The organism is Pseudomonas sp. LS44, from assembly GCF_024730785.1.
GTDB lineage: Bacteria > Pseudomonadota > Gammaproteobacteria > Pseudomonadales > Pseudomonadaceae > Aquipseudomonas.
On the sequence record NZ_CP102830.1, the window covers coordinates 3834100 to 3855059 of the forward strand.

25 protein-coding genes and 1 riboswitch are annotated in these 20960 nt (G+C 64.3%); of the genes, 12 read left to right on the forward strand and 13 right to left on the reverse strand.

All coding sequences use genetic code 11. From position 1 onward, the window contains the following. The first annotated feature begins 120 nt into the window (after positions 1-120). The 5 genes from NVV93_RS17170 to NVV93_RS17190 all read left to right on the forward strand — a co-directional run bounded on the left by NVV93_RS17170 (position 121) and on the right by NVV93_RS17190 (position 4292). Complete coding sequence (locus NVV93_RS17170) at positions 121-543, forward strand: type IV pilin protein (RefSeq protein ID WP_309137380.1); 423 nt, start codon at positions 121-123, stop codon at positions 541-543. Continuing rightward, positions 540-1007, forward strand: coding sequence for a Tfp pilus assembly protein FimT/FimU (locus tag NVV93_RS17175; RefSeq protein ID WP_258251847.1), 468 nt, complete (start codon positions 540-542; stop codon positions 1005-1007). Before NVV93_RS17170 ends, NVV93_RS17175 begins: the two co-directional genes overlap by 4 nt. 163 nt (positions 1008-1170) lie before the next feature. Beyond that, positions 1171-1542 (forward strand): hypothetical protein, encoded by a 372-nt coding sequence (locus tag NVV93_RS17180; protein ID WP_258251848.1) that lies wholly within the window; start codon positions 1171-1173, stop codon positions 1540-1542. After that, entirely contained in the window at positions 1539-2204 is a 666-nt protein-coding gene (locus NVV93_RS17185; RefSeq protein ID WP_258251849.1) for a PilW family protein, read from the forward strand. Before NVV93_RS17180 ends, NVV93_RS17185 begins: the two co-directional genes overlap by 4 nt. A gap of 6 nt (positions 2205-2210) precedes the next feature. After that, positions 2211-4292, forward strand: coding sequence for a FapA family protein (locus NVV93_RS17190; protein ID WP_258251850.1), 2082 nt, complete (start codon positions 2211-2213; stop codon positions 4290-4292). Positions 4293-4433: 141 nt separating this feature from the next. On the opposite strand, the gene NVV93_RS17195 is transcribed toward NVV93_RS17190, so the two are convergent. The 10 genes from NVV93_RS17195 to nrdR form a co-directional block, all read right to left on the reverse strand. Further along, on the reverse strand, positions 4434-5081 hold the full coding sequence (locus tag NVV93_RS17195) for a TIGR02281 family clan AA aspartic protease (RefSeq protein WP_258251851.1): 648 nt from the start codon (positions 5079-5081) through the stop codon (positions 4434-4436). Continuing rightward, the gene (locus tag NVV93_RS17200) at positions 5068-5832 is read right to left on the reverse strand and encodes a transporter substrate-binding domain-containing protein (RefSeq protein WP_258251852.1); all 765 of its coding nucleotides are present in this window, start codon (positions 5830-5832) and stop codon (positions 5068-5070) included. The genes NVV93_RS17195 and NVV93_RS17200 overlap by 14 nt, the downstream gene beginning before the upstream one ends. A 16-nt stretch (positions 5833-5848) precedes the next feature. Then, on the reverse strand, positions 5849-6361 hold the full coding sequence (locus NVV93_RS17205) for a phosphatidylglycerophosphatase A (protein WP_258251853.1): 513 nt from the start codon (positions 6359-6361) through the stop codon (positions 5849-5851). Positions 6362-6586: 225 nt separating this feature from the next. Then, complete coding sequence (gene thiL, locus NVV93_RS17210; protein WP_258251854.1) at positions 6587-7546, reverse strand: thiamine-phosphate kinase; 960 nt, start codon at positions 7544-7546, stop codon at positions 6587-6589. A gap of 131 nt (positions 7547-7677) precedes the next feature. Further along, complete coding sequence (nusB, locus tag NVV93_RS17215; protein ID WP_258251855.1) at positions 7678-8175, reverse strand: transcription antitermination factor NusB; 498 nt, start codon at positions 8173-8175, stop codon at positions 7678-7680. After that, positions 8172-8648 (reverse strand): 6,7-dimethyl-8-ribityllumazine synthase, encoded by a 477-nt coding sequence (gene ribE / locus NVV93_RS17220; protein WP_258251856.1) that lies wholly within the window; start codon positions 8646-8648, stop codon positions 8172-8174. Before ribE ends, nusB begins: the two co-directional genes overlap by 4 nt. Before the next feature lie 91 nt (positions 8649-8739). Then, positions 8740-9819 carry a bifunctional 3,4-dihydroxy-2-butanone-4-phosphate synthase/GTP cyclohydrolase II gene (ribBA, locus tag NVV93_RS17225; protein ID WP_258251857.1) on the reverse strand — a complete coding sequence of 360 codons (1080 nt, stop codon included), beginning with the start codon at positions 9817-9819 and terminating at the stop codon, positions 8740-8742. 13 nt (positions 9820-9832) lie between these two features. Continuing rightward, complete coding sequence (locus NVV93_RS17230) at positions 9833-10495, reverse strand: riboflavin synthase (RefSeq protein ID WP_258251858.1); 663 nt, start codon at positions 10493-10495, stop codon at positions 9833-9835. Positions 10496-10613: 118 nt separating this feature from the next. Further along, positions 10614-10765, reverse strand: a riboswitch (FMN riboswitch). A gap of 96 nt (positions 10766-10861) precedes the next feature. Next, positions 10862-11995: a bifunctional diaminohydroxyphosphoribosylaminopyrimidine deaminase/5-amino-6-(5-phosphoribosylamino)uracil reductase RibD gene (gene ribD, locus NVV93_RS17235; protein ID WP_258251859.1), complete on the reverse strand. Its 1134-nt coding sequence runs from the start codon at positions 11993-11995 to the stop codon at positions 10862-10864. After that, positions 11992-12456 carry a transcriptional regulator NrdR gene (gene nrdR / locus NVV93_RS17240; RefSeq protein WP_258251860.1) on the reverse strand — a complete coding sequence of 155 codons (465 nt, stop codon included), beginning with the start codon at positions 12454-12456 and terminating at the stop codon, positions 11992-11994. The genes ribD and nrdR overlap by 4 nt, the downstream gene beginning before the upstream one ends. 117 nt (positions 12457-12573) lie before the next feature. Here nrdR and NVV93_RS17245 point away from each other — a divergent pair, with 117 nt between their 5' ends. The 3 genes from NVV93_RS17245 (at position 12574) to trxA (ending at position 14661) form a co-directional block, all read left to right on the forward strand. After that, a complete protein-coding gene (locus NVV93_RS17245; protein WP_258251861.1) occupies positions 12574-13017 on the forward strand; it encodes a YbaY family lipoprotein in 444 nt (147 codons plus the stop codon). Then, positions 13014-13670, forward strand: coding sequence for a methyltransferase (locus NVV93_RS17250; RefSeq protein WP_258251862.1), 657 nt, complete (start codon positions 13014-13016; stop codon positions 13668-13670). The genes NVV93_RS17245 and NVV93_RS17250 overlap by 4 nt, the downstream gene beginning before the upstream one ends. Before the next feature lie 118 nt (positions 13671-13788). Next, positions 13789-14661, forward strand: a complete 873-nt coding sequence (gene trxA, locus NVV93_RS17255) for a thioredoxin (RefSeq protein WP_258251863.1) — start codon at positions 13789-13791, stop codon at positions 14659-14661. 4 nt (positions 14662-14665) lie between these two features. Here trxA and NVV93_RS17260 read toward each other — a convergent pair whose 3' ends face one another. Further along, entirely contained in the window at positions 14666-15010 is a 345-nt protein-coding gene (locus tag NVV93_RS17260) for a hypothetical protein (RefSeq protein ID WP_258251864.1), read from the reverse strand. Positions 15011-15204: 194 nt separating this feature from the next. Between NVV93_RS17260 and NVV93_RS17265 the strand changes: the two genes are divergently transcribed. Then, on the forward strand, positions 15205-15876 hold the full coding sequence (locus tag NVV93_RS17265; RefSeq protein WP_258251865.1) for an OmpW family protein: 672 nt from the start codon (positions 15205-15207) through the stop codon (positions 15874-15876). 55 nt (positions 15877-15931) lie between these two features. Here the strand turns inward: NVV93_RS17265 and NVV93_RS17270 are convergent, their stop codons facing one another. Together NVV93_RS17270 and NVV93_RS17275 are read right to left on the reverse strand one after the other, a co-directional pair. Then, positions 15932-16861, reverse strand: coding sequence for an NAD-dependent epimerase/dehydratase family protein (locus NVV93_RS17270; protein WP_258251866.1), 930 nt, complete (start codon positions 16859-16861; stop codon positions 15932-15934). Next, the gene (locus NVV93_RS17275) at positions 16854-17738 is read right to left on the reverse strand and encodes an NAD(P)-dependent oxidoreductase (RefSeq protein ID WP_258251867.1); all 885 of its coding nucleotides are present in this window, start codon (positions 17736-17738) and stop codon (positions 16854-16856) included. Before NVV93_RS17275 ends, NVV93_RS17270 begins: the two co-directional genes overlap by 8 nt. A gap of 354 nt (positions 17739-18092) precedes the next feature. On the opposite strand from NVV93_RS17275, the gene NVV93_RS17280 reads away from it, so the two are divergent. Genes NVV93_RS17280 through NVV93_RS17290 form a run of 3 tightly spaced genes read left to right on the forward strand, consistent with a single transcriptional unit; the run spans position 18093 to position 20960 of the window. Beyond that, complete coding sequence (locus tag NVV93_RS17280) at positions 18093-18689, forward strand: paraquat-inducible protein A (protein ID WP_258251868.1); 597 nt, start codon at positions 18093-18095, stop codon at positions 18687-18689. Between the two features lie 2 nt (positions 18690-18691). Next, positions 18692-19327, forward strand: a complete 636-nt coding sequence (locus NVV93_RS17285) for a paraquat-inducible protein A (RefSeq protein ID WP_258254406.1) — start codon at positions 18692-18694, stop codon at positions 19325-19327. Next, a complete protein-coding gene (locus NVV93_RS17290; RefSeq protein WP_258251869.1) occupies positions 19320-20960 on the forward strand; it encodes an intermembrane transport protein PqiB in 1641 nt (546 codons plus the stop codon). The genes NVV93_RS17285 and NVV93_RS17290 overlap by 8 nt, the downstream gene beginning before the upstream one ends.

Genomic DNA, 20960 nt, shown 5'->3' on the forward strand with positions numbered 1-20960 from the left:
TGGCGGCAAATGCTGCCCTGGATCAACGCAGGCGCTGACTTTAAGGTCAACAATAATGATAACTGGATCACACTTTTTAGCGCATCGGCGTACCGTTGCAACGGCAAGGAGGATTCGCCCATGCCCAGAACCATCCGTTCTTCTCAGGGTTTCACGCTGATCGAACTGCTGATCGCCATCGCGATCATCGGCATCCTCGCCAGCATCGCCCTGCCGGCCTATGACTCGTATATCGCCAAGGGCCGCATCAAGGCGGCGCAGGCCGATCTGGTTGGACTCAGCCTGAATTTGGAAAACGCCTACCAGCGCACTCTCGCCTATCCGGTCGCCACGCCCGCCGATACCAGCGCCACCAAAACCGCGTTCCCCGGTTGGCAGCCAGCGGAAGCCAGCTTCGCCTATAGCGTCAATTCGGCGGCGAGCGCTTACACCCTTACCGCCACTGGCTCGAGCGGGCGCCTGGCTGGCTGCATCATCACCCTGACCAACGGCAACGTACGCACTATTGCCAGCTGCGGGGCCTACAACGGTAACTGGCTGTGAAGCGTCAGGCAGGTTTCAGCTTGATCGAGCTGATGATCACCATTGCCCTGATCGGCCTGCTGGCGATGCTCGCCGGCCCCTTCACCATCAGTTGGTCGAACAGCGCCCAGGTGCGCGATGCCGAGGGTGTGCTCAGCCAAGGCATCGCCCGCGCCAAGGCGCACGCCTTGCGCAATCGCTATGGGGTCATTGATGCCCAGCCGGTGGCGGCGCTGTGCCTGGATCCAAACCGGCGCCTCAGCCTGCATGAAGCCGCCTCCGCCGACAGCCCGGCCAGTTGCAGCAGCGCGCAGATCTGGAGCGCGCAATTGCCCGCACAGGTCAGCGTGCAGACCGCTGGCGCCACGTTCAGCTGCCTGGCGTTCGACAGCAAAGCCATGGTCCTGGCCAGCGGCGGTTGCAGCACCAACCAATCGTTTGCCCTCGCGGCAGGGAGTGAACATGTCACGTTCACGCTCAACTAGCAGGCCGTTGAAAAATGTAGCCGAGGCAGCCGAGACAAGGCAAAAACGGCCGAAAAAGCGCAGTTTACGCGTTGTAAATGAGCATTTTGAGGCCGTTTTTAACGCCGTATCGGCAACGCAGGTAGTTTTTCAACGGCCTGCTAAACGGCAGCGTGGCGACGCGTTGATCGAAGCACTGATCGGCATGCTGCTGATGGCGATCGTCGGCCTCGGCCTGGTCTACACCAGCTCGCGGGTGGCGGTCAGCCAGAAGGATATGAATTTGCAGAACCTCGCCATCAGCCAGATGCGCGACCTGCTGCAACGCAACGGCAGCGGCACGCTCGATCTGTGCGCCAGCGCGCCGAGCATTCAGCTACCCAATCCGCTGACCCTGCGGGTCACGGTCAGCGGCTGCAACAGCAACCTGGCCGCCTCCGTCGGCAAGGCTACCGACAGCGCGCGCAAAAGCCTGGTCGGCATCCAGGGCCCGCTGGTCCTGTCGGTCAGCGATCCGAGCCTGGGCGGCGAAGTCCGCGTCGGCGGTGCGCTATGACTAATCGGCAGCAACGTGGCGTGAGCCTGATCAGCTTGATGATCGGCATGCTGCTGTCGACCGTATGCATCCTGGCGATGCTCGGTCTGTACAAGAATCTGGTGCAGACCGCGGTCGTCGCCACCCAGGACGCCAATCAAGACGGCCAGCTCGCTGCCGGGCTGCTCACCGCGCAGCTGGAACTGCAGAGCGCCGGCTTCGGCATCGACACCATCGGCTCGCAGCATTTGCAGAAAACCGCGATCAGTCTCGACGGCAGCAATCCCAGCGCCCTGCTCTGGCGTTATCTGGACGCTGCCGGCTACCAGTGTCGCGGCCTGGTCGACCGCGCCGGCAGCGACGCCAATACCGGCAAGCCGGTACGCCTGTTCACCCTGTTGCAAGCCGACAGCGGCTGCAGCGCCGGCGCCAGCCTGGGCGGACTGAACTGGAGCGTGCGCAGCGAGCTGGCCAAGCTGCAGGTCCCCGCCACGCAACAGGCCGCACCGCAGCCGCTGATCGCCTTCAGCATCGCCAGCCTGGATTGCGCACCGTTCGGCGTCGGCGCCAAGGCGCGACATCCACAAGTCACCCTCAGCGCGCCAAGCAGTGCACAGCTGGCTGGCACCAGCGGCATCGCGCCGCTGAGCTACAGCATTTGCCTACCGAACATCACGGAGTAGCCGGCTATGCACCGCATGATCCGATACCCGCGCCGGATGCCCGGCCGCCAGCGCGGCATGGCGACCATTCTGATTGTCGTTCTGGTCGGCATGGCCCTCACCGTCACCGCCCTCGGTGTGGTGCATGCGGTGCGCGGCACCCAGGAAAAACAGGCCGCGATGCATGCCAGCACCCACGCGCAGGCCGGCGCCTGGGCGGGTCTGGAGATCTTCCGCAGCTATCTGGAACAGCTCGACGAAACTGCGCTGGGCGCGCTGCTGGCGAACAATCAGATCGACATGCAGGTCGGCACCAGCACGCTGCAGGCGAAGATCGTCAGCAACCTGCCGCCGGCATCCGGGGCGACGGAAAAGCGTTACACCGTGACCGCCAACATCCGCAACCAGGACAACGCGGCGCGCGCCACCTCGACCATCCAGGCGGTGTTTGCGGTGGTCGCCGGGGCCAACGCAGCGAAACCGCACGAACCGTGGACCGATGTGCTGAACATCTACAGCGACCTGAACATGACGGGCGGCATCGACGTCAAAGGCGGCAACGCGGCGAAGTTCAACGTCGACGGCAACGCGACCCTGAACAATGCCTCGATCACCGGCATCAAGACCCTGCGCGCCACCGGCGACATCAACATCGGCAGCGCCATTGCCGTCGAAGAACTGTTCGCCAACGGCAACATCGCTCTCGGCGGCTCGGCCACCGCGCTCAAGGCCTCGGCGGTCGGCAATGTGAATATCAACAGCGGCGGCACTCAGGGAGCGATCTTCGCCAATGGCGACATCCTTATCAGCAACGGCAGCGTCGGCACCGCCAACGCCCTGGGTGCAATCAACGCCAGCAGCGGCGGCAGCCATGGCACCTTCACCGCCGGCAAGACCATCAACATCAGCAATGGCACCACCGCCACCGCCAACGCGGTGGGCAACATTACCGCCAGCGGTTTCCCGATCATTCGCGCGATGAACAGCCAGGCCGACGTGTTCTGCGCCTCGGTCAACTGGAACAACTTCAACAGCATCCGCGCCGGCCGGGCGACCTTCAATTGCCCGGTGGCGCCGGCCAAGATCAGCGCCCCGACCGCAGTCACCGTGCTGCTGATGACCCCGCTGCAACCGTTCAGCCTGCCCAAGCCCAACGTCGATGCCTATGAACTGAAGGATTCGGCCAACTACGTCTTCGAATTCCGCAACGGGCAGATCCAGGTGGGCGTGAAGAACGTCAACGGCATCGCCGACGGCAGCTACCGGATTGGCAGAATCAAACAAGGCGGCGATAAGTGGGGATATCTGTGTGCCGCGCTGGATGGCGGTGGCTTCTGCCGCGACGAGTGCAGCACGGTGGTCAGCGGCACCTGCACCGGGCCGGGCATGGCCACCCTGCGCCGGCTCACCCGCGGCAACTCGGAAAATGCCCAGAGCATCACCTTCAACAACGGCACATGGCGGCTGGAAGGCAACTCGCCCGCCGATACCACACCGCCCCAGGGCACCCCGAACGAAGCGGTGGTGGTCGCCCCTGGCGCGCTGTGGTTTGAGGGCAATGTCGAACTGTCCAACGGCAAGTTCCGCAACAGCATCCTGGCCACCGGCAACATCGCCAGCAGCAGCCATCGCACCTTCGCGATCAACTTCGCCGGCTACGCGAATATCTGCACCAGCACCTTCTACGCCCCGCTGTTCCCGACCAACTTTTGCGATACCGCCGCCCAGCAACTCAAACCCAATGCTCTGGGCAATATCGCCCTGCTCGCCGGCGGCTTCGTCGGCAATACCTTCAGCGGCGGCAACATCAACCTCGGCGCGTCCTCGAAGATCTACGGCAGCGTGATCGCCGGCAATCTGCTGCAAACCGGTGGCGACACCATGATCAATGGCCAGGTGACGGCGGCCAGCCAGGGTGGCGCGGGCAGCAATAACTGGAGCGGCAGGACCACCATCGACCTGCGCAACCTACCCAGCGGCTACGACCCAGGCGACATCCCGGACATGGGGGGCGGCACGCAACCGTGCCAAACCGATTGCGACCCGAGTGCCGACAGCCCGAGCGGCCAGATCAGTCAGGCCAAATTGCTCTGGAGTCGTTACTTGTAGGCGACTGGAGCCCCGGTGTAGGGCGGACCGGAGCGCAGCGAACAGTCCGCCGTTACAGGCTGACCACACTGGCGTACTGCTGCGCGAGTACGCCCTACCGGGAAACGACCGCGACGCTTGTCCGCGTGTGCCAGCTACCGCTCAGTGCTTAGACTCCAGCATCAGCACGCCCTGCTCTTCGCGCCAGCCGACCCTGTTGAGGAAGCTCATGCCTAGCAGCGCCTCAGTCGGCGCGTTGCCTTCCAGGACCATCGCCTCGACGCCGAGCAGTTCGAGGCTGCCGACCTTGACCCGATCGAGCTTGATCCGCCACGCATTGGCCGTGCCGCTGGCAGTACTCACCAGCATCCGCTGACCCTGCACGCGATAGTCCAGACCCAGGCGGCGCGCCTGGCCATCGTTGAGAGCGATCGAGGTGGCGCCGGTGTCGACCAGGAACTGCACCGGCTGGCCGCTGATCGAGCCCGCTACCCAGTAATGCCCACCCACCCCTTTGGCAATGCTCAGCTGCTGCTTGCTCGGCACGGCATAACCGCCATCACCGTATTCGCGGCTAAGGCTGTAAGCGCTGTCCACGCCATCGATACGCAGGACCGCGCCACGGCTGTCGGCGCTGATCACTTGCACCCCGCCGGGGCCGGTCTGGCCGACCTTGACCAACTTGCGCTGGCCATCGACTTTGAGCACCGCAGCGCCTGGAAACAAGCCAACCACCTGCACCTGTGGCGCGGCTTGCAGCGCACTGGCGGACAGCAGCAGAACGACGGCAAGTAGATCAAGGCAGCGCATGGGGCGTCTCTTCAGGCGTATCGACGAAGGGATAGGGATAGTGCCAGCGTGCGAACACCGGCCGCAGTTCCCCGGACTTCACCAGCACGGCCATGCGCTCATCGAACAACTTGGCCAGCGTCCGTCCGTGCGGGGTATCGGCAAAAGCCAGGTACAGACGCAACTGGGTCAGCGGAGTGATCCGGTAGGCGGCGGGATTCTTCGCGGCTTGCAGTACCTGCTCGATCTCTGGACGGGCATCGATATAGAAGTCCGCGTGCTCGAGATCGAGCATCGACAGAATACCGCCACGTCGCTGGATTTCCTCGAAGTGGGTCAGATTCGGCAGATATTTAGCGAACGCATAACCGCGCATCCACACCAGGCGGAAATCGCCGAGGTTATCCAGATTCACCGCTGCTTCGTCGGCCCGGCCCAGTGCGTAGATCTGATCGGCATCGAAATGCCAGAGCGGATAGACCACTGCGCCGTCGATTTCATTCAGATAGGAGCCGACCCAAGCATCCGCCTCGCCGCGTTTCACCAGGCCGACCGCGCGGGTATACGGCACGCTGCGGGTATGCAACTCGACGCCAGCCGGGCCGAACACCTTGCGCAACACGTCCCACGCCAGGCCACTGCCATCGGCCTCGGTATAACCGGACCACACTTCGCTGGCCACGCGAATCGTGCCCGTGGCGGTGTGCGCCTGCACCGATGCCGTCAGGCTCAGGCCCAGCACGCATAGCAATGTCCCTATCCAACTACGCATACGACTCCTTGAAACACTATCCCCACAGGGCGACAGCCCAGACCAGCAGTTGCATGGTCAACCAGGCGAACACCCCGGCCAGGATGTCATCGAGCATGATGCCGACCCCGCCATGCACATGGCGATCGATCCAGCGGATCGGCCAAGGCTTGAGGATATCCAAAATGCGGAACACGACAAAGCCCGCGAGCAGCCATTGCCAGCCCTCCGGCACCAGCCACAGGGTAATCCACATGCCGACCATTTCGTCCCAGACGATGCCTTCGTGATCGTGCACGCGCAGGTCATCGGCAACTTTGCCGCACAGCCAGAAGCCGAACAGCATGGTCAGCCCGAGCATCAGCCAGTAGCCCCAGTCCGGCAGCAGTTGCCACAGCGGGACGAACGGCAGCGCGACCAACGAGCCCCAGGTGCCTGGGGCTTTCGGCAACGTCCCGGAACCAAAGCCGAAGGCCAGGAAGTGCCAAGGGTTATGCCATACCGAGTGTGGTACCGGCTGGGCGGGAGCTTGATCGGGATGTTCGGGCACGCAAAGTTCCTAGAGGCTATGGCCTGTTAAGTTTGAGCACGGCTTTTGTAGAGCGGGTTAGCCGCGTAGCGGTGTAACCCCTGCGGTGTGGCCATGAACACCGTTGTCCTGCAAGGTTGGCGGGTTACGCCTGCGGCTAACCCACCCTACCCGTCATCTTGCGGCAGGCATCGCCTACAAGGCCTGCCTGCTTCACACGCGTTTGCGCCATAGCCGTCCGCACGACTATGGCCGGAAATGCTGATAGCCCGTCTCGGGCAAAGCCAGCGGCTGGCCATCGGCGTCCAGCAGCTGCACAGCCTCACCCGCCGCGACCCGGCCGATCACAGCCACTTCCGGCCAGGCTACTTGCACCGCGGCCAGCTGCTCTGCCGGCAGGGTAAACGCCAGACGGTAATCGTCGCCACCGCCAAGCGCATGGGCCAGGGCTGCTTCACGCCCGCATAGGGCCAGCAGCGCCGGCGAGAGCGGCAGGCGCTCGCGCTCGATCAGCAAGGCGACGCCAGAGGCGCGGGCGATGTGCCCGCAGTCGGCGAGTAGGCCATCGGAAATATCCAGCGCCGCACTGGCTTTGCCACGCAGCAACTGACCGAGCGCTAACTGTGGTTGCGGTGCCCAATAGCGTGCCAGCAGCAGTTCGGCGACGGCTGCCGCGGCCTGCGTCTGACCGAGCACCAACGGCAAGGCACCGGCCCCATCGCCGAGCGTGCCGCCGACACACAGCAGATCACCCGGACGCGCGCCACTACGGGTCAAGGCCTGGCCGGCGGGCAGCCGCCCGAATACGCTGAGGGTCAGGCTCAGCGGGCCGCGGGTGGTATCGCCACCGACCAGCGCCAGACCGCAGGCCTGCGCCATCTGGTCGAGACCCCGGGCAAAATCCTCCAACCAGGCCGGCTCGGCGTTCGGCAGGGTCAAGGCCAGGGTAAAGGCCAGCGGCGCAGCGCCCATCGCCGCGAGATCGCTGGCGGAGACGCCGAGCGCACGCTGGCCGAGCAGAAAAGGATCGCAACAATCGGGAAAGTGCACCCCGGCAACCAGGGTGTCGGTGGAGACCGCCAGCTGTTCGCCAGCGTCCACCTGCAACAACGCGCAATCGTCGCCGATGCCCAAGGCAACGCCGGCCGCCGCGCGCGCGCAGGACGCGGCGGCAAAGTAACGGCGAATCAGCTCGAACTCACCCACGCCAGAAATCCCGAACCATGTAGCCCGGATGAAATCCGGGGAAACCCGCCGCTTCGCTCCCGGATTGCATCCGGGCCACGGGCCGGCCCCTACAAAAGAGCACTCGGGCTACTTCCGCAGGCGCCAGGTCGTTAGCGCTTGGCCGAATTCACTTCGGCGGCGCGCAGCGTGGACGCCAGCTTGTCCAGCACACCGTTGACGAACTTGTGTCCGTCGGTGGCGCCGAACACCTTGGCCAACTCGACGCCCTCGTTGATCACCACGCGGTACGGCACGTCGATGCGCCTGAGCAGCTCGTAAGTCGACAGCCGCAGAATGGCCAGCTCGACCGGATCGAGTTCTTCCAGAGTGCGGTCCAAACAGGGCAGCAGCGCATCATCGATCTCGGTCTTGTTGGTCGCCACCCCGTGCAGAATCTCGCGGAAGTAAGCGCCGTCGACGGCTTTGAAATCGTTGTCGACGCGAAACTGCGCTTCGATTTCGTTCAGCGATTGGCCAGCCATCTGCCACTGATACAGCGCCTGCATGCCCAGGCTGCGCGCCTGACGACGCGCGGCGAGCTTGCCGGTCGGCGCGTTGGGGCGCTTCTCCGGCTGTGGGTTGAAGCTGTCGTTGTCGTCGCTAATCACTTGGCCTCCAGCTGCGCCAGCAGGCTGACCATTTCCAGGGCCGAGAGTGCCGCTTCGGCACCTTTGTTGCCGGCTTTAGTGCCGGAACGTTCGATGGCTTGTTCGATGGAATCAACGGTCAGCACGCCGAAGGCCACCGGTACGCCGAACTCCATGGACACCTGGGCCAGGCCCTTGGTGCATTCGCCGGCGACGTATTCGAAGTGCGGCGTGCCGCCACGAATCACCGCGCCAAGGGCGATGATGGCGTCGTACTCGCTACGCTGAGCGACTTTCTGGGCGACCAGCGGAATCTCGAAGGCACCCGGGGCGCGAATGATGGTGATGTCGCTTTCGCTCACGCCGTGGCGTACCAGCGCATCGACTGCGCCGCTTACCAGGCTCTCGACCACGAAGCTATTGAAGCGGCCAACCACCAGGGCGTAGCGGCCTTTGGGGGCGATGAAAGTACCTTCGATGGTCTTCAGGGTCATGAGCGTTCTCGTCTGTAAAGAGCAGATTCAGGGAGTAAAGATGAAAAAGGGGCGCAATGGGGCGCCCCGTGGGCCGCAGCAGCTGCGGGCCTTATTCAGAGGGCAGGTATTCTACAACCTCTAGGTCGAAACCGGATATCGCGTTGAACTTCATCGGCGAGCTCATCAGGCGCATCTGGCGCACGCCGAGGTCGCGAAGGATCTGCGAGCCGGCACCGACCGTGCTATAGGTCGCCGGACTCGGCGGCTGCTGACGGCCGAGGTGGGCGAGCAGTTCCGGACCGGTGAGCGGGTTACCCAGCAGCAGCACCACGCCACTACCGGCATCGGCCACCTTGGCCATCGCCGCGCGCAAGCTCCAGCGCCCTGGCTGGTTGACCATGAACAGGTCGCGCAGCGGCTCCATGTTGTGCACCCGCACCAGGGTCGGCTCCTCGGGGCTGATGCGGCCGAGGGTCAGCGCCATGTGCACGGTGTCTTCCACAGCGTCGCGATAGGTGACCAGGGTGAACTGGCCCACTTCGGTGTCCAGCGGTTGCTCGCTGATACGCTCGACGGTGCGCTCGTGGATCATCCGGTAGTGGATCAGGTCGGCAATGGTGCCGATCTTGATGTCGTGCTCGGCGGCGAACGCTTCGAGCTCCGGACGGCGGGCCATGGTGCCGTCGTCGTTCATCACTTCGCAGATCACCCCGCTCGGATCGAAGCCGCCCATCCGCGCCAGGTCGCAGGCCGCTTCGGTGTGGCCGGCACGCGCCAGCACGCCACCGGCCTGAGCCATCAGCGGGAAGATGTGGCCGGGGCTAACGATATCGTCGGCCTTGGCGTTCTTCGCCGCGGCCGCCTGCACGGTACACGCCCGGTCGGCGGCGGAAATACCGGTGGTGACGCCTACGGCGGCTTCGATCGAGACGGTGAACTTGGTGCCGAAACCGGAACCGTTGCGCGGCGCCATCAGCGGCAGCTTGAGCGTTTCGCAGCGCTCGCGGGTCATCGGCATGCAGATCAGGCCGCGGGCGAAGCGGGCCATGAAGTTGATGTCCTCGGCCTTAACGCATTCGGCGGCCATGATCAGGTCGCCTTCGTTCTCGCGGTCTTCGTCATCCATGAGGATGACCATCTTGCCCTGGCGGATGTCTTCGATCAGTTCTTCGATGCTGTTGAGTGCCATCGTGGCGATTCCTTTACTTGTTCAGGTAGCCGTGTTCGGCCAGAAAACTTGCATTGATGCCCGAGGCGCTCGGCTCGGCGGCCTTGTCGCCGAGCAGCAGGCGCTCGATGTAGCGGGCCAGCAGATCGACCTCGAGGTTGACCAGGCGACCCGGACGGTAGTCGGCCATGATGGTCTCGCTCAAAGTATGCGGGACGATGGTCAGCTCGAACTCGGCGCCGTTCACCGCATTGACGGTCAGACTGGTGCCGTCGACGGTGATCGAGCCTTTGAGGGCGATGTACTTGGCCAGCTCGCGTGGCGCACGGAGGGTGAATTGCACGGCGCGGGCGTTATCGGCGCGGGCGATGACTTCGCCGACCCCGTCGACATGGCCGCTGACCAGATGCCCACCGAGACGGCTGCTGGGGGTCAGCGCCTTCTCCAGGTTGACCACGCTGCCGGCCTTGAGGCCAATGAACGCGGTGCAGGCCAGCGTCTCGCGGCTGACATCGGCGCAGAAGCCATCGCCGGGCAGTTCCACGGCCGTCAGGCACACGCCATTAACGGCAATGCTGTCGCCCAGTTTGACGTCGGAAAGGTCGAGCTTGCCGGTCGCGACTTGCACGCGCACATCGCCGCCTTTCGGGCTGAGCGCGCGGATAGTGCCGAGGGCTTCGATTATGCCGGTGAACATAGGTCCTCCGGAGCACGGATCGGGGTGATAAGGAATGACATGCACAACTCCTGTTTTTGATCAAAACAGGGCATCGGATCGAATGGGTGCAAGCACGGACCCATGGCCCGCACGGCAATCCCGTTCTCTCTTCATCCGGACTATGACCGTCGGCCCCGGGATCACACCGGGTCTGCTGACCCTTTCCGTAGCCGGAAAGGCGCTCGCGGGCTAGACACCTTGCGTGTCATTACCGCCGGTGGGGACTTACACCCCGCCCTGAGAACGTTACGGCCACCCGATGGGGTGGCCGTGCGTGTTTTTATCATATTTGCGCTGCAGATGCATAAAAGCGCCACCCGCTGGGGCGCCCCGACGCCTACGGAATTACCCGAGAGCCTTGGGGGTGGCGATGATTCGCCAGTCATCGCCGACCGCACGGATATCGCGAATTTGCAGCTCCTGCGCCTCGGCCATCCGCGCCAGCGGCAGGTCGAGCAACGGCCGGGCGCTGGAGCCGAGGAACTTGGCGGCGACGAACAGCTGGTATTCGTCGACCAGGCCCAACCGGGCAAAGGCACCCGCCAGGCGTGGGCCGGCCTCGACCAGGACTTCGTTGACGCCGCGCGCGGCCAGTTCGGCGAGCAATTTGCGCAAGTCGACATGCCCGTTGCTGCCCGGCACCGCCAGCAGCTCGTGGCCTTCGGCGAGAAACCGGTCGCGCGCCGAGGCCGCGGCGCAGGTCGCCACCAACGCCGCGCCGGCCTGATAGAACGGTGCGTCGAGCGGCACCCGCAAGCGCCCATCGACCAGTACGCGCACAGGGGGGCGGGTCACCGCCAAGGCGGTCAGCTCGGCGTTCAAGCCCAACTCATCGGGCCGCACGGTGAGCCGTGCCGCATCGGTGAGGACCGTGTCGGCACCGGTCAAGACCACGCTGGAGCGCGCGCGCAAGCGCTGCACGGCGGCGCGCGCGGCGGCTCCGGTGATCCATTGGCTCTCGCCGCTGGCCATCGCCGTGCGCCCGTCCAGGCTCATCGCCAGCTTGACCCGCACGAACGGCACACCCTGCTCCATGCGCTTGATGAAGCCGACATTGAGGGTGCGCGCCTCGCCTTCCAGCACGCCGCTGTGCACCGCGATACCGGCTTCGGCCAGGCGCAGCAAACCGCGTCCGGCGACCTGCGGATTAGGGTCCTGCATGGCCGCCACCACCCGCGCCACGCCGGCATCGATCAGCGCATTGGCGCACGGCGGGGTGCGGCCGTGATGGCTGCATGGCTCGAGCGTGACGTAGGCCGTCGCGCCCCGCGCGCGCTCGCCAGCCTGGCGCAGTGCGTGTACTTCGGCATGCGGCTCTCCGGCGCGGGCATGCCAGCCTTCGCCGACAATCTGCCCGTCGCGCACGACGACACAACCGACGCGCGGATTCGGATGAGTGGAATACAGGCCCTTGCGGGCCAGCTCGAGCGCGCGGCTCATGTAGCGGGCGTCGAGGGCGTCCGTGGCGTTGTCACTCATTGCTTGGACGGCTCGCGGGCCAGGCGGTCGATTTCCTCGCGGAACTCGTTGAGATCCTGGAAGCGCCGATACACCGAGGCGAAACGGATGTAGGCAACTTCATCGAGCTTTTGCAGCTCGGTCATCACCAACTCGCCGAGCACCAGCGATTTGATTTCCCGCTCGCCGGTGGCGCGCAGCTGATGCTTGATGTGGGCAATCGCCGCCTCCAGGCGCTCGATGCTCACCGGACGCTTCTCCAGGGCGCGCTGCATGCCGGCGCGCAGCTTGTCTTCATCGAAGGGCTGGCGGCTGCCGTCCTGCTTGATCAGGCGCGGCATCACCAGCTCGGCGGTTTCGAAGGTGGTGAAGCGCTCGCCGCAGGCCAGGCATTCGCGGCGGCGACGAACTTGTTCGCCCTCGGCGACCAGGCGCGAGTCGATTACCTTGGTGTCATTGGCGGCGCAGAAAGGACAGTGCATAGGAGGCTGGCGATGCGGGATGGAGCGGCCATGGTAGCGCATCGAGTCAGCAAGACAACCCGCCTGGCATGCGGTATATAGGCGCCCACCGTTGTTGCCGTGATTGGAATTCCCACCATGCCGTTGCGCCGCTCCGCCCTCCTCGCCGCTACCTGCCTGCTCGCTGCCTGCTCTTCACCGGCGCCCAAGTCCGTGACGCCCACTATCTCAGCGGCGAAGCCCGCCGCCCCGGTGGTCGCCCCGCTGCCGGCGCATCTGCGCGAACTCAGCGGCAGCCTCGCCGGCGCGCCGGCGGGCAGCACGGTGGAACTGGCGCTGCTGGTGATCGACGAGCGCGACCGTCCGCAGCGCCTGCTCGGCAATATCGAACTGCAGGGCTCGGGCGCCGTGCTGCCGTTTCGCCTGAGCTTCAACCCCGAAGCGTTTCCCCAAGGCGCACGGGTCGAGTTGCGCGGGCGGGTCAGCCAAGCCGGGATGCTGATCCTGCAGCTGCCGGCGCGGCGCATCAGCACGCCGACCACCCAGGCGCTCGGCACCCTGCAGCTGGCGCCCGCGCCATGAAGGCTCCGGCCGCGCTGCAGGCGGCGCTCAGCGAGCTGCTCGGCGACTCCCGGCTGGTCGCCGAAACCTTGCCCGGCACCGACCTCAGGCTGTGGCTGATCGACGCCGCCAATATGGATCGCGAGTTCAGTCCCGAGGAAACCCGGCTGATTCTCGACGAGCCGCCGTATTGGTGCTTCTGCTGGGCCAGCGGCCTGGTCCTGGCCCGCTGGCTGGCCGAGCATCCGCAGTGGGTGCGCGGCAAGCGCGTGCTGGATTTCGGCGCCGGCTCCGGGGTTGCCGCGATTGCCGCGGCCAAGGCCGGCGCGGCCGAAGTGGTGGCCTGCGACCTCGACCCGCTGGCCCTCGCTGCCTGCCGCGCGAATGCCGAGCTGAATGACGTGACGCTGAGTTATTCGGCGGATTTCTTCGCCGAGGCGGATCGCTTCGACCTGATCATCGTCGCCGACGTGCTCTACGATCGCGCCAATCTGCCACTGCTCGATGAGTTCCTCAGCCGCGGCCGCGAAGCGCTGGTCGCTGACTCACGGGTGCGCGACTTCCAGCACCCGCTGTATCAGCGCCTGGCTGCGCTCGACGCCTGTACTTGGCCGGACTTGGCCGAACCCGCCGAGTTCCGCCGGGTCAGCCTGTATCACGCGCAGCGCCCGTAGCCCGGATGTAATCCGGGAAGCAGCGTCTCTCATTACCCCGGATGCATCCGGGCTACTTGTATCCGCCGCCAAACGCCCGCATTTATAGTCATCAGCATTACGCCACTCGAGACCGACCATGAGCGACAGCCCTTATATCTTCGACGTATCCGGCGCCGCCGACTTCGATCAACTGGTGATCCAGAACTCCTTCCACAAGCCCGTGCTGGTGGACTTCTGGGCCGACTGGTGCGCGCCCTGCAAGGCCCTGATGCCGCTGCTCGCCCAGGTGACCGAGAGCTACCAGGGCGAATTGTTGCTGGCCAAGGTCAACTGCGATTTCGAGCAGGAGATCGTCGCCCGCTTCGGCATCCGCAGCCTGCCGACCGTGGTGCTGTTCAAGGACGGTCAGCCGGTCGACGGCTTTGCCGGCGCGCAACCGGAGTCGGCGGTCCGCGCCATGCTCGAACCGCATGTGCAGGCCCCGGCACCAGCCACCGACGATCCGCTGGAGCGGGCCCAGGCGCTGTTCGCCGAAGACCGGTTCGGCGAAGCGGAAAGCCTGCTGCAAGCCCTGCTCAGCGAAAACAGCGAGCAGCCGGTCGCGCTGATTCTGTATGCGCGCTGCCTGGCCGAGCGCGGTGAACTGGGAGAGGCGGAAACGGTGCTTGGCGCAGTCAAAGGCGACGAACATAAAGCGGCGCTGGCTGCGGCCCGCGCGCAGCTGACCTTTTTACACCAGGTCGCCGACCTGCCGGACGCTGCGCTGCTGAAAAGCCGCCTAGCGCAGAATGCCGAAGACGACGAAGCAGCCTATCAACTGTGCATCCACCAACTCGCCCGCCAGCAATACGACGCGGCGCTGGATGGCTTGCTGAAATTGTTCGTGCGCAACCGCAGCTATGCCGACGGGCTCACCCACAAAACCCTGCTGCAGGTATTCGATCTGCTTGGCGGCGACCATCCGCTGGTTATCGCCTACCGACGCCGGCTGTACCAGGTGCTCTACTAAGCCGTTAGCCGACCCAGCGGTACAACGGCGTTTCGCCGCCACCTTCGACATGCACCTGCGGGCAATGCCGCAAGCGCACCAGCAGGCGCTTGCCGGCGGCCGCCCCGCCCGTCAACGCGCTAACCGCGGCGAGCAGGGCCGGCCCTTCCATCTCACCGGCCTGACGCAACAGGCTCAGCGCGTTTTGCCATTGCGCATCGCTCGCCGTCACCGGCGCGTTGGGTGCCGCGGCCGGCGCGATCGACGGGACAGTCGGCAAATGCGCGGCTAGCTGTTGCCAGTCCGCCGCATCCAGCTCGACAGTCAGATCCACCGGCAGATCGCCGATCATGCCCTTAATCCGCAGCATTGCTCATTCCTCTCCCGCCAGTGGCGGCATGCTCCCATGCGTTTGAACTGCCGCCAAGGCATGACAGCCTAATTCCATTTGGCTCATAAAATTCCGTCGCTTATTCGCAGCTGTATTGAGTTGGATCAATATTCGCCCCGCTGCGCTCCGTCAAATTGGCCCCACCAAATTTTCAGCTTGCTTGGAGTTCCACCATGCGCACCGCTCTCTTCACCACTTCCTTGCTGACCCTGAGCCTTGCTACGCCGCTGGCGCAGGCGCACCAGGCAGGCGATTTAATCATCCGCGCCGGGGCCGCCACGGTCGACCCGCATGAAAACAGTGCGGATCTGTCGATTGCGGGCGGCAACGTCGCCGGCACCAAAGCCACCCTCGACAGCGATACCCAGCTGGGCCTAAGCGGCGCCTATATGCTCACCGACCACGTCGGCGTCGAGCTGCTGGCGGCCACGCCGTTTCAGCATCAGGTGGCGGTCCAGGGCCTCGGTGGCCTGGATGGCAAACTGGCGGACATCAAACACCTGCCACCGACCCTGTCACTGCAATACTATCCACTCGCTCCGACGTCACGCGTGCAGCCCTACGTCGGTGCTGGCCTGAACTACACGATGTTTTTCGATGAGGACCTGACCAGCCAGCGCGAGAGTCAAGGCTTCAGTAATCTCGAGCTGGATGACTCCTGGGGCCTGGCAATGCAAGCCGGCGTCGATTACATGCTGACCGACCACATGCTGCTCAACGCCTCGGTCTGGTACATGGATATCGACACCACCGCGAGCACGGATCTGGCCGGGGTCGGCAAGGTCAAGGTCGATGTGGACGTCGATCCGTGGGTGTACATGGTCGGCGTCGGTTACAAGTTCTGACGGCGCTGAGGCGATAGAAAAAGCCGGCGTATGTGCCGGCTTTTTTTGTGTGGCCTCAAAGGCCCAGCAAGCGGGCCAGGCCGACCGTCATCGGTGTCGTCACGGGAAGGTCGAAACGCTCCAACAGGCGCCGGTTATCGGCCCGCGAATGCTTGATATCGCCGGCGCGCGCCGCGGCGTAGCTGATCTCCGGCAATGTGCCGAGCACGCTACGGATATCCATCAGCAATTGCTTGAGGCTGGTCGCGCGATTGAGTCCGACGTTCACCGCGCCCACCGCTAGCGTCGGCGCTTCCAGCGCCTGGTGCAGTACCTGCACCAGGTCGCCGACATAAACAAAGTCGCGAGTCTGCTCGCCATCGCCGAACACAGTGATCGGCAGGCCGGCGCGCGCGCGCTCGGTGAAGATGCTGATCACTCCCGAATAGGGCGAGGACGGATCCTGACGCGGACCGAAGATATTGAAAAAGCGGAACACCGCCGGCTCGAAGCCATGCTGACGGCGGTAGAAATCCAGGTACTGCTCGCTGGCCAGCTTGTCCACCGCATACGGGGTCAGCGGCGCCTTGCCGGTGTCTTCGTCGATCGCCTGACCTTCACCGTTATTGCCGTACACCGCCGCGCTGGACGCGAACAGCACGCGCTTGATGGCGTGCTCGCGCATGGCTTCGCAGACATTCAAGGTACCGATGAAATTGCTCCGATGGGTGCTCACTGGATCGTCCACCGAGGCCTGCACCGAGGCCACCGCGGCCAGATGGGCGACCGCCTGGCAGCCCTGCATCGCGCGACGCACCAGAGCTTCGTCGGCGACATCGCCCTCGATCAGCTCGAGGTGCGGATCGCCCAACGGCAGATTGGCCGGCTTGCCGGTGGACAGGTTATCCAGCACGCGCACCGCGTGGCCGCGACCCAGCAGGGTATCGACCAGATGCGAGCCGATAAAACCCGCACCACCGGTGATCAGAATGGGAGCATTAGACATGGCGGTAATACCGATCCAGCAGGGCAGGCAAGCCGGCACGCCAGGCGCGCGGCTTGATCCCGAAGGTATGAAGGATTTTCTTGCAGGCCAGCACCGCATGTTGCGGCTCGTCGGCGGCGTCCGAGCGTGCGGCGTGCGGCTGCGGGCTGATATGGTCGAACAGCGCCGGCCGATAGGTGCGCGCTTCGCTGAGAATCGCCTGACCGAGCGCCAGTGCGGTGGTCGCCTCGTGGCCACCGTAATGGTAGGTACCCCATAGCGGCGCCACGCAATCGAGCTGCTTGGCTATCGCGATCAGCACCCGTGCGGCATCGTCCACCGGGGTCGGGTTGCCGCGCCGGTCGTCGGCGGAGAACAACTCTTCACCCTTCTCGGCGCGCCGCAGAAAACGCCCGAGCAAGCCGCAGGGATCGTCGTCCATCAGCCAACCGAAGCGCACCAGCACATGCCGCGGACAGGTCGCCCGCACGGTCTGCTCGATGCGCCAGAGGGCCTGACCACGCAAGCCCAGCGGCACCTGCTCTTCTTTCTCGCTGTAGGCGGTGGCACGTGAGCCGTCGAAAACTCGATAGCTGCTGGGCTGCAGCAGCACAATCTGATGATGCTGGCACAACTCGGCGAGCCGCTCGACACCGCGCTCTTGTGCGGCGAAACGGCTCTCGCTGACCTCTTCGGACTGAAACCAGTCGAAGTAATAAGCCAGGTTGATCACGGCATCGGGACGGGTGGAGTCCAGCAACTGCGTAAGGCTGGCGGCATCCCAGCCCCCCTCGGGCGGACGCGGGGCAAGGAAACCAATGTCTTCTTCGGCACCCAGGCGAATCAGCGCCTGACCGAGAGCATTACCACCGCCCAGTAACATCAGGCGCATTCGCATAGCTAACTCAAAGGTCAAAGAATATGGGAACTAGAAAACTGTAAACGACCTGACCGCCCAGAGAAACCGCATGGGCGGTCAGGTCATCGGCGCTAACTGGCGAGATGATCAATGATCCCCTGAAATCAGGGCATTACCAGCATTTTGCGGGTTTCATCCCCAGCCGTCACGGACAAACTGGACGGCGGCCAGACATGCCAGCGGTTAAAGAGACAATTACCGCCATCGGCCGCACGCGACGAGCCAGCTCATCCGACCGCCTGACGAAGAATCGCCGGACCCGCTCGCTTGCTCAATCGCGGAGCAGTTCTATATTGTGACCGGCCTAGCGCAGCGTTTCAGCGAGAGCGAGCCATGGTGAGCAGCGATAGATTGATCATTTGTGAGTACTGCGATTCCGTCTATCAACAAGCCGCTCTCACCAAGCACCAAAAAGCCCTTTGCGTCCGGTGCGGCGGGGTTCTTCAACGGCATGACGGTTTGTCTATCCAGCAACGTCTGGCGCTCAGCGTCACCGCCGCGATTCTGCTGGTCTTCGCCAACGTCTACCCGGTCATGAGCATCAGCCTGCAAGGCTTGAGCAACGCCGCAACACTATGGGATTCGGTGCTGGTCCTCAGCGCCGGGCCGATCACCTTCATCGCCCTGGTCGCGGCTATCGCGGTGATCGTCGCGCCGATCGTCCAGGTCGCGCTGCTGGTCTGGGTCCTCAGTTTTGCCGTCGCCGCGCGGCGCTCGCCGGCCTTCAGCCTGTGCATGCGCTGGCTCGAATCGCTGCGCCCGTGGAGCATGCTCGAGGTCTGCCTGCTCGGCGCCTTGGTCGCCGTGATCAAGCTCGCCGGCATGCTGTCGGTGATCCCCGGAATAGGCCTGGTGGCCCTGGCCGCCCTGAGCATACTGCTGATCCGCATCGCCGGCCGCGACATCCGCGATTTATGGGACCGCCTATGAGCATGACCGTGCCGCCACGAGCGGCCGACCTGCGTTTGTGCCTGTGTCATAGCTGTGGCCAGGCCTGCGACATCTCGGCACACCCGCATCACTGCGAGCGCTGCGGCGCCACCCTGCACGTACGTAAAACCAACGCCATCGCGCGGACCTGGGCATTCATGGTGACCGCCCTGGTGTTCTACGTACCGGCTAACCTGCTGCCGATCATGTACACCAGCATGTTCGGCAGCGGCACGGAAAGCACCATCGCCGAAGGGGTTAGCGAGTTCTGGGAAAGTGGCGCCTGGGACATCGCCTTGATCATCTTCATCGCCAGCATCGGCGTGCCGGCGATCAAATTCGTCGCCCTGACGCTGTTGCTGATCACCGTGCAACGCCGCAGCCTGTGGGCGCGCCGGCAACGTTCGCAGCTGTATCGCTTCGTCGAGCTGATCGGCTATTGGTCGATGCTGGATGTCCTGGTCGTCGCGTTGGTGGCCGCCCTGGTGCAGTTTCGCGAGCTAGCCAACATCGAGCCGCGCCTGGGGATTCTGTTCTTCGGCCTGGTGGTGGTGTTCACCATGCTAGCGGCCATGAGTTTCGATCCACGTCTTATCTGGGAAACCGCCGAACCCGAGGGGAGCTGCACCGATGACTGAGGAAAACCAAACACGCCCGGCGCCAGGTCAGGCGCAGATCAAGTCGCGGCGCTGGAACATCTCGCTGGTCTGGATCGTACCCATCGTCGCGATGCTGATCGGCCTTTCCTTAGTGGTCAACAACATCCTTCAGGCTGGCCCGACCATCACCATCACCTTCAAGACCGGCGAGGGCCTGACGGCGCACAAAACCCAGGTGAAGTACCGCAGCGTGGTGATTGGCGAGGTGTCGGCGGTCGAGCTGAGTGGCGACAAGAAGTACGTGACCGCAACGGTGAAACTGTCCAAGGAAGCCGATTCATTCGCCAGCAAGGACTCGCTGTTCTGGGTGGTCCGCCCGCGGATCGGCGCGGGCGGGGTATCGGGTGTCGACACACTGCTTTCGGGCAACTTCATTGGCGCCGATGCCGGTCAGTCACCGGTCAAGGCCAAGGCGTTCACCGGTCTTGAGTCGCCGCCGCCGATTACCTACGGCGAGCAGGGCAAGACGTTCATCCTGCACACCAAGGACCTGGGCTCGTTGGACGTCGGCTCACCGGTTTATTACCGCAAGATCCCGGTCGGCCAAGTGGTGTCCTACGCGCTGGATGCGCAGGGCAAAGGCGTCGATGTAGGGGTGTTCGTGCAGTCCCCCAACGACAAGTACGTCACCGTCAACACCCGCTTCTGGAATGCTAGCGGCATCGATGTCGGGGTGAGCGCCAATGGCCTGACGGTGAATACCGAATCACTCTCGGCGCTGCTGATCGGCGGCATCGCCTTCCTCGATCCTGACGACACGGCAGAGGGCGCGCTCGCCGCCGAAAACCAACGCTTCGATCTGTTCGTCGACCAGCAAACCGCCCTCACGCCGCCCAATGGCCGCGCGCAGCACCTGCGCTTGCGCTTCGATCAAGCCCTGCGCGGCCTGGCCGTTAATGCGCCGGTAGAGTTCATGGGCATCGAAATGGGCAACGTCACCGCGATCAATCTCGACTTCGACGAAAAAACCCGCAGCTTTCCAATCATGGTCGATGCCGTGATCTATCCGGGCCGCCTCGGCTCGGCCCAGCAAAAAATGCTTAGCGCGCTTCACCATTCGCCAGACGACGAAGCAGCGGTCACCCGCCTGATTGGCAGCTTCGTCGAAAACGGCCTGCGCGCCCAGGCGCGCACCGGCAACCTGCTGACCGGCCAGTTGTATATCTCGCTGGATTTCTATCCGGATGCGGAAAAGGTCGCCTTCGACCCATCTGAGCGGCCGATCCAGGTACCCACCGTGCCGGGCAGCCTGGACAAGATTCAAGAGCAACTGCAGCAGATGGTCGACAAGATCAACAACCTGCCGCTAGAGCGGATTGCCGGCAACCTGGATGGCAACCTGGCCGAGCTGCGGCAAACCCTCAAACAGTTCAACAGCCAGACCCTACCGGGCGTGCAAGGGACTCTGGAGGAAATACGTAGCACCCTGCAATCGGCGAATTCGGCCTTGGGCGAAGATTCGCCGCAGCGCGAACAGCTGAGCGAAACTCTCAACGAACTGGGCCGCGTGTCGCGCTCGTTACGCGATTTGACCGACTACCTCGGACGGCACCCGGAATCGCTGATTCGCGGCCGCCCCGACAACGCCACGCCTCGCAATCTGCAACCCTGA